This window comes from Terriglobales bacterium (assembly GCA_035937135.1).
In the GTDB taxonomy this organism is placed as follows: domain Bacteria; phylum Acidobacteriota; class Terriglobia; order Terriglobales; family Acidobacteriaceae; genus DASYVL01.
Genome location: DASYVL010000182.1, coordinates 24,492 through 31,040 on the forward strand (window position 1 = coordinate 24,492; position 6,549 = coordinate 31,040).

A 6,549-nucleotide genomic window follows, 5' to 3' on the forward strand; every position below is an offset into this window, starting at 1 on the left:
GGCATCATGCCCCGCCCTTCAGGTAGGTCTCCAGCTTCAGTTCCAGCCGGACGAATCCACCCTGCTGCTCACTGAGCGTGACCTCGTGGATCACGAAGAACATGCGGTCGCGTTCCAGCGCGTTGATGAACCTGGCCGCCTGCAAATAATCGCCGGCCAGCGTGGCGTCCATGCTCACGCGCTGCAGCCCGGCCTCACCGGCCGCCTCGCTCGAGTAGCGCACCTCGGTGACGCGCACGCCGTTGGCGCCCGCCAGCTTGCCCAGCTCCTCCGGGACGGCCGAGGCCTGCACGGGGAAGCGGTCGCGGTAAAAAGCGGCCAAATCCGTCTCCGCCAGGGCCAGCTTCCTATCCATGCCGCGCAGGGGGAGGGACTCGCTCATCTTGGCTTTCAGAACCACGCGCATTCTGTCGTAGTCCTCTTCGTGCGCGCTCCGGGAGCGTCCCAGCGGCGAGAGCAGGAAGGCGCCGGCAAGCAGATCGAGGGCCAGCAACACGGCCACAGCCACGGTCAACTTGCGGCGCAACTCAGGCACGGTGGCCATTACGGCGTTCCTCGCGGGCGCTCCGGGGCGTAAAACGCAATGATCTCAAGCTGCACCCCGCTCGGTTCTTTGCCGCGCTCCGATTTCACCCGCGGCTGGCGGAAGCGCTCGGATTCCTCCATGCGGCGGACCAGGTCGAGGGCGCGTTCGCGCGAGTCGCCCTCCACCAGCAGGCGCAGCGCCACCTGGTCCTGCGAGCCGGCCTGCGGCTGCAGCGAGACCACCCGCACTCGCGGCGGCATGATCTTCTCCAGGTCCACGAACAACTGGGTCCAGGAGAAGCCCTTGCGGGCGATGAGTCCGTTCAGGAAGCGGGAGCGCTCCAGGATTTCGCGGTTCTGAGGTCGGCTGAGCAAAGTCTCGGCGGTGGCCTTGTCGCGGTCGAGCTCCTGCATCTGGCGGGTGTCGCGCTCCATCTGCTGTCGCACGTCGCGCGAACCCCGCCAGCCGGAAAACGCTATTCCCACCAGGACCACCGTGAACAGCGCAAGCGCTCCAGTGGCGGTTCCCCAGCGCATCAGGAAGACACGCACGTCCTGGTAGGGCTGAGAGGCGAGATTGATGTCGAAGCGCATGTTCAGCTCACCAGTGCTCCCGCCACTCCGGCCAGAAGGGAGCGCGGGATGGCGTCTCCGGAAAGGCTGGAGCCCACGCGCCGGGCGGTGACCATCTCTTCCACGCGCGCTCCCGTCTGGGCCTCGAGAGCCGAAGCGACCTGTTCCAGCGGCGCCCCGCCCGCCAGCAGCACCCGCTCAATGGCGGCGCCGTACGTATCTTGGAAGAAGACGGCAGAAGGATATACATCCTCGGACAATTGCGCGCCGCTGATCCCGATTCCGTGGTGGTTCTCCAGCATGCGGAACAGGCACAGCTCTTCGCGATGAGCGATGGCCACGGTGATGGACGTGGATTCGACCTTCACCACCATGGTCGGAGCCGCGGCCTCCACCAGGCCCATTGCCGCCAGCGTCGAGGGGACGACCACGCCGGGGTGGTACCCGGCCTCGCGAAAGGCCGTTTCATACTCGGCGACGACCGCGGCGTTGGCCACGGCGGCCACCACCTTCACCATTCCATTGGCGCGATGCGCCTGGTAGGAGAGCGCGGCGTGCTCCGCGTCGAAGGGTACGGACTTCTTCAGGCGGAAGCGCACGATGGCGGCGGCCTCGATTGCGCGCTCGGGAAGGGTCTCGAAGTCGAGCAGGACGACGCGCACGGCAGCGTCAGGCAGCACGGCGATGACGTCGCGCGAGCGGCCCCCGGCGGCCGAGAGCGCCCCGGCGATGGCTTCGCGCAGGGCGTCCGTGGCCAGCACGTTTCCGGGCGCCAGTCCCGGCGCCACCGCTCCTGGCGGCAGGCTGCGGGAGGTGTAGTACTCCACGGTGGAGCCGGAGTCATCCGCCCGCGCCGCCAGCACCTGGCTGGCGGCAATCTCGCAAGCGATTCTGGGACGCGCCGGGCTCGGCATGCCGCTCACTCTACCGCGAGGTCTCGATGAATGTCACTTTGTTCAATTCCTTCAGCGTGGTGATCCCCGCCTTGACCTTGGCCAGGCCCGACTCGCGCAGGAACGACATACCCTCCTCGTGCGCGGCCTTGCGGATCTCCGAGGTCGGCTTCCTGGCCAGGATCATCTCCCGCACCTGGTCGCTCAGGTCCAGCAACTCGTGGATGGCGGTGCGCCCGCGGAAGCCTGTGCCGGCGCACTCGATGCATCCTTCGCCTTCATAGAACGGGACCTTGGCCCACTCTTGCGGATCGAGGCCGCTGGCCTCCAGCACCGTGGCGGAGTAGCGCTTGGTCTTCTTGCAGGTCTCGCAGATCACGCGCACCAGGCGCTGCGCCAGGATGCAGTTCAGCGAGGAGACGAAGTTATAGGGCTCGGCGCCCATGTTCAAGAAGCGCCCGATCACGTCCACCACGTTGTTGGCGTGCACGGTGGTGAACACCAGGTGGCCGGTGAGCGCGGACTGGATGGCGATCTGCGCCGTCTCCGGGTCGCGGATCTCGCCCACCATGATCTTATCGGGATCGTGGCGCAGGATGGAGCGCAGCCCGCGGGCGAAGGTGAGCCCCTTCTTCTCGTTCACCGGGACTTGGGTGATGCCGCGGATCTGGTACTCGACCGGGTCTTCGATGGTGATGATCTTGTCCTCGTCCGTCTTGATCTCGTTGATGGCGGCGTAGAGCGTGGTGGTCTTGCCGCTGCCCGTCGGTCCGGTGACCAGGACCATGCCGTAGGGCTCGGCGATGTAGAGGCGGAACTTCTTCAGGTCCTCGTCGCTGAAGCCCACCACGTCGAGGGTGAGCTGGTGGAACTTCTCGCTCATGGATTCTTTGTCCAGCACGCGCAGCACGGCGTCCTCGCCGTGGATGCTAGGCATGATGGAGACGCGGAAGTCGATCGAGCGGTTGTTGTAGCGCACGCGGAAGCGGCCGTCCTGGGGCACGCGGCGCTCGGCGATATCCAGCTCGCTCATCACCTTGATGCGAGTGAGGATGGTGGAGTGGTGCTCTTTGGCGATGGGCTGCATGGCGGGTTGCAGCACGCCGTCGATGCGGTACTTGATGACCACCGAGTCGTCGCGGCTCTCGATGTGGATGTCCGAAGCCCGCCGCTGCAGCGCGGTGAAAATCGTGGTATCCACCAGGCGGATGATGGGGCTGATGTCGCTCTCCGCCGCCAGCCGCTGGATGGAGAGGGTTTCGTCCGTAGCTTCGTCCTCGTGGATCACGTCCAGCATGAAGCCTTCGCTGGCTTCGTCCAGGACGCGCTGCGACTGCTCCGTCTTCTTCAGGATGTCGGCGACCTGCGAGAGGGTAGCCACCTTGGTGAGGATGCGCTTGCCCAGCAGCAGCCCGATCTCGTCGATCATCATCAGCTGGCTGGGATCGGCGATGGCGATCACCAGGCGCCCGTCCGCGGTCTCCTCCAGCGGGATGAAGTTGCAGCGGAACATCAGCTCCACCGGGATGGAGCGGAAAAGCTCATGGTGGAGCTGGAAATTGCGCAGGTCCACGAACTCGCAGCGATAGCGCTGGGCCAGGTCGCGCGCCCGCGCTTCCTGCTCGGCGGCGGTTTCCGCGGTCTCCCGTCCGCTCTCGCCGCCGTTCACGAAGATGGACTTCTTTTCCGCCATGGCCTACCTTCCCACCCCTCCCGCACCCAGAGTAAAGATGGGCAGGTAGAGGGAGATGAGCACGAAGCCCACCACCAGCCCCATGAAGATCAGCAGCACCGGCTCGATCAGCGACATGGCGGCGCTGAGGGCGGTCTGCACGTCCTCCTCGTAGAACTCTGCCACCGAAGTAAGCATGGGGACCACGCTGCCGGTGGACTCGCCCACCGCGATCATCTCTACCGCCAGCTCCGGGAACGCGGGAATCTTCTCCAGGCTGGGGGCCAGCGCGCTGCCCTCGCGCACCCGCTGGGCCGCCTGCAGGATCCCGTGGGCCAGGGCGCGGCTCTCCATGGAGACACCGGCGGTCTCCAGCGCCGGCACCAGCGGCAGGCCTCCGGCCAGCAGCGTGGACATCATGCGGGCAAAGATGGCTACCTGATACTTCAGCCAGATCGCCCCCAACACCGGGGTGGCCATCCGCAGGCGGTCGAGCTGCTCCCGTCCGGTCTCTGACTGGCGCCAGCGCCACACCAGCAGCCCGGCGATGGCCAGCGCCAGCAGGAACGCCCAAAAGTATTTCTGCGCCGCCTCGCCCAGGGAGAGCATGAAGACAGTCAGCGGCGGTAGCTGGGCCCGCAGCTGTTCGAAGAGCTTGGCGAACTGCGGCACCACATAGGTGACCAGGAAGCTCAGCATGATGACCACCATCACCACCAGCAGCGCGGGATAGAACAGCGCGGCCGTCATCTTCCGGCGGGCGGAGAGCGCCATGCGCTGGAAGGCGATGTAGCGGTTCAGCACCTCTTCCAGGTTGCCGGCCTTTTCCCCGGCCAGCAGCGTGGTGGTGTAGATCCTGGGGAAGATGCCCTGGGCCTCCACCGCCTCAGAAAGCAGTTCGCCGCCCTTCACGCGGCGATGAATGTTCTCCAGCAGGGAGCGGAAGTGGGGATGACGCTGGCGCGCTATCAGCAGCCCCAAAGCGGTGGGAATGGGCAGCCCGGCGCGCACCAGGGTGACGAACTGCTGGTTGAAGACCAGGAACTGCTCGAGCTTCAGACGGCGCCGGCTGGGCATCTGGATGGCGCCCCCGGCCAGCAGGCCCCGCGGCTTGACCGAGTACACCAGAAAGCCCTGGCGGGCGTAGCGCTCCCGCGCTTCGCCTTCGCTGGCGGCGTTCTCCACCTGCTCCAGCACGTGGCCGCGTTCGTCGGCCATTTTGATGACAAATTCAGACATGGATTCCGGCCGTCTGCCTTGGGGGACAACATGAGTCTAACACCGTGACCACGGCCCCATCCGGGGGGCCGGGCTAGGGTACGGGCGCCTCCGCGGACTCCACCACTTCCACATCCGGGGGCAGGGAAAGCCGGAACTGGGCGTCGGAGACGACTACATTTTCCGCCGTGTCGGCGAAGCGGAACTCGGTGGTCGAGCCGTCCACCTCCTCGATGAGCAGGCGCGCGATGCGGCTTTCCGGCGTGATCTCGAGCAGCACCGACGTCACCCGGTCGGCCATGCCGCGGGGTGCGCCGCGCAGCATGACGTTCGCGCGGGTGAGCGGGGCGACGTCCGCGGCCAGCGTCAGGTCATCGAATTCCTTGGCCAGCTTGGTCTTGCCCAGCAGGTAGCGCAGCGGGGAGCGCAGGTCGTCCACCTTCTTGAGCGGAGCCTTGCGCGCCTGGCGCTCGCCGGGGACGTAGAACCAGGCGTCCTTGCCGTCGGCGATAAAGAGCTTCTCCCGCGGCTGGCGGTACTCCCAGCGCATCTTGCCCGGACGCTTCAGCCAGAGCGTGCCGGATTCGGTGCGCTCCAGGCCGGCGCCGCGGTAGATCTCAGTGAACTCGGCGCGCAACGAGCGCAGGCCGTTGTAGCGGCGGTCCACGGCGTCAGCGATGGCTTTGGCGTCGGGAGGCGGAGCGGCAACGGCGGCTGTGGCCAGGCTCAAAATGAAGAGCAGCGCGAGAACAGGGAAGAGCTTCATGGGGGTGAGAGCATCTTACGACGGATTCAAACCATCTACTTCTTCGCTCGCGGAGGAATATAGAGGAAGTTCGGCTGCCTGCCGGGTGGCAGGCCCTTGGTGATGAAGGGCAGGTCGTCGGGCGACTGCACTTCCACGCGTCCGTCGGGCATGAGCTTGTAGGGATAGCCCAGAGGATCGGTCAGCCCTGCCGGGATGTATCCGGCGGAAACCATCTCCGTGAAGCTCACGGGGAGATGGCCGGTGCGCTGGCGATAGAGTTGCACCCGGGCCTCGAGCGCGGGCACCACCTCATCAACCTCCAGCGCGCGCAGGCGCTTGACGGCGTTGGCGCGGATGAGCTTGTCGTCCGTGCTTTCCAGGATGCGCTGCCAGAGGAAGCGGGCGGTGCGCGTGTCCCCGCCGAACTGGGCCATGGCCGCGGCCATGGTCCGCAGCCAGGGATGCGCGTTGGGGACTTCGGAGCCGCGCTGGAAGGCCTCCGCCGCTGCCTTGTAGTCCTTGCGCTCCAGATAGTGGATGAATCCCAGGTGGTAGTAGAGCCGCCATTCGGTGGGATTCTCGCGAATGCCGCGCTCGACGAAGGCCACGGCCGCGTCCGGCATCCCGGCACCCTCCGGCGGCTGCTGCGCCAGGAAGAAGGAGCCGAACTCGTAGGCGACAATGAGGTGCGGGTCGAGCGTGGCCGTGATGTCGAGCAGCGGCAGCAGCAGGTCGAAGCGGCGGACGCGCGCCTGGTGCTGGCGCCCGAAGTACTGCACCACGCGCGTCCAGTAGATGTCGGCCACCAGGCCGTCGTAGCCCAGGCTCATGCGCTTCACCGTCTGCGGGGAGGTGACGTACAGCACCTCCTCGAGCGTGGCGTCGGTGCGCAGCGCGTCCACCCGGCGCAGCATGAGCAT

Annotated in this window: 7 protein-coding genes; all 7 read right to left on the reverse strand. The window is 66.5% G+C overall.

Features of this window, described 5'->3' with window-relative positions; genetic code table 11:
* Nucleotides 1–4: 4 nt before the first annotated feature.
* A complete protein-coding gene (locus tag VGQ94_10640) occupies nucleotides 5–544 on the reverse strand; it encodes a hypothetical protein (protein HEV2022966.1) in 540 nt (179 codons plus the stop codon).
* Nucleotides 544–1,119: a hypothetical protein gene (locus tag VGQ94_10645; GenBank protein HEV2022967.1), complete on the reverse strand. Its 576-nt coding sequence runs from the start codon at nucleotides 1,117–1,119 to the stop codon at nucleotides 544–546. Before VGQ94_10645 ends, VGQ94_10640 begins: the two co-directional genes overlap by 1 nt.
* Before the next feature lie 2 nt (nucleotides 1,120–1,121).
* Nucleotides 1,122–2,012, reverse strand: coding sequence for a hypothetical protein (locus VGQ94_10650; protein ID HEV2022968.1), 891 nt, complete (start codon nucleotides 2,010–2,012; stop codon nucleotides 1,122–1,124).
* 10 nt (nucleotides 2,013–2,022) lie between these two features.
* Entirely contained in the window at nucleotides 2,023–3,684 is a 1,662-nt protein-coding gene (locus VGQ94_10655) for a GspE/PulE family protein (GenBank protein HEV2022969.1), read from the reverse strand.
* A 3-nt stretch (nucleotides 3,685–3,687) separates the two neighbouring features.
* Entirely contained in the window at nucleotides 3,688–4,902 is a 1,215-nt protein-coding gene (locus VGQ94_10660) for a type II secretion system F family protein (protein HEV2022970.1), read from the reverse strand.
* A gap of 73 nt (nucleotides 4,903–4,975) precedes the next feature.
* Complete coding sequence (locus VGQ94_10665) at nucleotides 4,976–5,647, reverse strand: outer membrane lipoprotein carrier protein LolA (GenBank protein ID HEV2022971.1); 672 nt, start codon at nucleotides 5,645–5,647, stop codon at nucleotides 4,976–4,978.
* Nucleotides 5,648–5,682: 35 nt separating this feature from the next.
* Nucleotides 5,683–6,549: hypothetical protein (locus VGQ94_10670; GenBank protein HEV2022972.1), on the reverse strand; the 867-nt coding region annotated here is incomplete at its 5' end.

Excerpts from the sequence above, each read along its gene's own strand:
- VGQ94_10640 (HEV2022966.1), bottom strand. The coding sequence starts at position 544 with ATGGCCACCGTGCCTGAGTTGCGCCGCAAGTTGACCGTGGCTGTGGCC.
- VGQ94_10645 (HEV2022967.1), bottom strand. The coding sequence starts at position 1,119 with ATGCGCTTCGACATCAATCTCGCCTCTCAGCCCTACCAGGACGTGCGT.
- VGQ94_10650 (HEV2022968.1), bottom strand. The coding sequence starts at position 2,012 with ATGCCGAGCCCGGCGCGTCCCAGAATCGCTTGCGAGATTGCCGCCAGC.
- VGQ94_10655 (HEV2022969.1), bottom strand. The coding sequence starts at position 3,684 with ATGGCGGAAAAGAAGTCCATCTTCGTGAACGGCGGCGAGAGCGGACGG.
- VGQ94_10660 (HEV2022970.1), bottom strand. The coding sequence starts at position 4,902 with ATGTCTGAATTTGTCATCAAAATGGCCGACGAACGCGGCCACGTGCTG.
- VGQ94_10665 (HEV2022971.1), bottom strand. The coding sequence starts at position 5,647 with ATGAAGCTCTTCCCTGTTCTCGCGCTGCTCTTCATTTTGAGCCTGGCC.